The following is a 3,044-nucleotide window of genomic DNA, read 5'->3' on the forward strand; positions in this document are numbered from 1 at the left end:
GCGCTATCCTCCGCACTGATGTGCCGGGCGCCGTTGGCCTCATGATTCAGCGACATTTCTCTCTCATCGCTACCGAATCACTAGATTATCGTGAATTAAGAACAAGAATGCGAGTAGGTTTTATCGGCCTTCACTGGAAATTTTCTGCGAGAAATCTCGTTTTTTTAAAAGCAGAGATCAATATTCGCGTTTGCCTGCTGGCAACCGAAGTAAACTCCCGGTCACCCACCCGTCAAATATTGCAGCGAAGATGTGCCATTCTCCAGAACCGCACCCTGCCTTTTCTCAGCGTCGCCCCAACAGGCTCTTCATGCGGTTGCGCAGCAGGCGGGCCATGTTGCGGGTCTCGCGGTAGAGGTGCAGTTGCGAGGCGGCCTGGCGGGTGAGGCGGTCGGCGTCCGGCGCCAGGCCGATCACCAGCGTGCCCATCGGCTTGCGCTCCGCCCATAGCCGGCTCATCACCGGATGGTCGGGCACCGCGCAGGAATCGGTCATCATGATGTTGGGATCGTCGAGATGCTGCCTGGTCACCTCGATCATCAGCAGCGTGCCGGGCGAATAGCTGGCCAGCGTCTCGTCATAGGCGGTCTTCCAGGTATAGGCGATGCCGGCTTCGACGAAGACGATCAGGCAGGCGATGGTGCGGCCGTCGAGCGTCAGCGAATGGATGCGGCACATGTCCTGTTCGGCCAGCCGGTGCACGGCTTCGCGGGCGAAGGCGGCGCGGAAGCGGTCGATCGCCATGGCGGTGCGTTCGCGGCCTTTCCAGCCGGCGGCTTCCAGCGACAGGAAGCCTTCGATGGCATGGCGGATGTCTTCAGGGCCGCGCGCCACGACATGCTCAAGCTTGCCAAGGTCGCCAAGGCGCCGCTTCAGGCGGCGGAACTCGCGATAATGGTGCGCGCGCAGCGAGGCCTTCAGATAATCGTCTCCATCAAGCTCGCTCTCCAGCGCCGGGCGCTGGATCTGGCCGGTGGTGACCAGCGTCAGGCCGCGCGCCTCGGCCACGGTGGCAAGCAGGCTCGCCACCGGGCCATCGAGCCGGACATCGGCCAGGACGAAGACTTTCGGCAGCTTGAGGTGCGGGCGCGACAGCATCGAGAAGAAGTCCTCGACGACGCCGACCGGATCGTCGCGGTCGACCAGCGGCGTGCCGAGCGGACCGAACGGGCTCGACCATGTGCGCATGACCGGCACGCCGAGCGGCACCACCGGCCGTTCCACCGAGAACGGCACCAGAAGGCGCAGCCGGTTGCGGTATTCGTCGCCGTCGCGGATGACCGCCAGCCGCACCTCGCGGTCCTCCAGCCGCGGCATGGCGGGCGCCAGGAAACGCGGGTTGAAGAACACGTTGGGCTCGACCGTGCGGGCGCAGAGATAATCCAGCTCCTCGACCAGGTCGAAGCCGGCCGATGCCGGATAGATGGCAAGCTTGCGCTCGGGCCGGTTGTTGGCGAGGATTTCAATGTGAGCGGGGTCGGCGTCGCGGGTCAGTCCGGCAAGGCCAGACACCATCGCGCCGGCAGTGCCGCCGCTGGTTTCCTCAAGCAACGGGATGGCAGCCATCACGCGGCTCCTTTCGGGGCTAAGAAGATGAGCATGGCGATGCCGAGCTTGCGCCACACCGTGAAGGAGAGCGCGCCGGCTTCGAAGATCATGGCAAAGGCGGTGGCCATTGCCGCGCCCCACAGGCCGAACATAGGGATGAGCACCACATTGAGGGCGATGTTGAAGGCCAGCGTCATGGCATAGACGGCAGCACAGATGTTCTGGTTGCCGCTCATCGTCAGCAGGCTTTCGCAGGGGCCGACGGCGGCCCGCGCCACGACGCCGAAGACAAGCAGGAACAGCAACGGATAGCCTGATGTGAATTCAGGGCCGAACAGCACCAGCATCGGCTCGCCGAGCGCCAGCACCAGTAGTGCCATCAAGAGCGATGGCCAGAACGTCCACGACACCGTCTCGCGGGCGAAGGCGGCAAGCCTTTGCGGGTCGCCATGGGTGAACTGCGCATAGCGCTGGGCAACGCCGGCCTTGACGGCGAAGTAGACGAAATGCACCAGCGCCAGCGTCTTCACGGTGGCGAAATAAACGGCGACGTCGTTGGGATCCATATAGGCGCCGACCATCAGCACATCGGCATTGGTCAGCAGGAAGAAGAAGCTCTCGACCAGGAAGATCGGCAGCGAGACGATGAACCATTGCGCGAAATGGACCTTTATCGGCCCTGCCGGGATCTGCCGTTCCATGCGCTGGGTGATACCGACGAGTTGTCCCAGCGTGGTGGCGTAGGTGGCGGCGATCGAGGCGAAGATGGCCGTTTTCGCGTCAGGGGCGTAGCCAGCCAGCAGCATCAGCGCCATGAACAGCAGGATCAGCACGGGCCGCACCAGATAGGTCGGCGACAGGGCAAACAACGCCCAGCTGTTGGCGCGTGCCAGGCCCGACAGAAGGTCGGACATGGCAATCATCGGCAGGCAGATGACGCCGAGGATGAACGGGATCACATAATAGTTCTCGATCCAGGGTGCCGCCAGCCAGACGCCGAGCGCGCCGAGCCCGGCAATCAGCGTCGAGGCGATCAGCACGAACAGACGGCTGGCCAGCACGATGCCGCGCAGCTCGTCCATCAGGCCGCGCTCGCGGTATTCGGGAATGAAGCGGATGACCGAGGTGTGGAAGCCGAGGCAGGCGAGGTTGCCGACGATCACCATCGTCACCCAGACGAGGACGAAGATGCCGTATTCGAACGAGCCCATCCAACGCGCCATCAGCACCTGGCTGATGAAGGCGATGACGGCGCTGACGATGCGGATGGAGAAGGCGATGACCGACATGCGGCCGGCTTCGCCGCGCTCGTCGGCGGTGAACAGCACGGCATCGATGCGGCCAAGCAACGGCTCCATGCGCAGCGCCAAACGCTGCGGCAAGAACCGCCCGGCAGTCGTGGCCGCGGAAAAGCGCACCCCGATTTCTCTCCGTTTTCCGCTTCTTTTTCAGGGTTCTGTGTAGCGGAGACACATTAAGAAAACGTGGGTGGGGAG

The 3,044-nt window shown here is 63.5% G+C and carries 2 protein-coding genes; both read right to left on the minus strand.

The window, feature by feature from the left end:
- Positions 1–285: 285 nt before the first annotated feature.
- On the minus strand, positions 286–1,566 hold the full coding sequence (locus tag EN749_RS33500; protein WP_127272362.1) for a GNAT family N-acetyltransferase: 1,281 nt from the start codon (positions 1,564–1,566) through the stop codon (positions 286–288).
- The gene (locus tag EN749_RS33505) at positions 1,566–2,966 is read right to left on the minus strand and encodes a lipopolysaccharide biosynthesis protein (protein ID WP_128364773.1); all 1,401 of its coding nucleotides are present in this window, start codon (positions 2,964–2,966) and stop codon (positions 1,566–1,568) included. The genes EN749_RS33500 and EN749_RS33505 overlap by 1 nt, the downstream gene beginning before the upstream one ends.
- Positions 2,967–3,044: the final 78 nt, after the last annotated feature.

This window comes from Mesorhizobium sp. M7A.F.Ca.ET.027.02.1.1 (assembly GCF_004022985.1).
GTDB lineage: Bacteria > Pseudomonadota > Alphaproteobacteria > Rhizobiales > Rhizobiaceae > Mesorhizobium.

What these genes read in the sequence shown, in the direction of transcription:
- EN749_RS33500 (WP_127272362.1), bottom strand. Translation starts at nt 1,566, where the DNA reads ATGGCTGCCATCCCGTTGCTTGAGGAAACCAGCGGCGGCACTGCCGGC.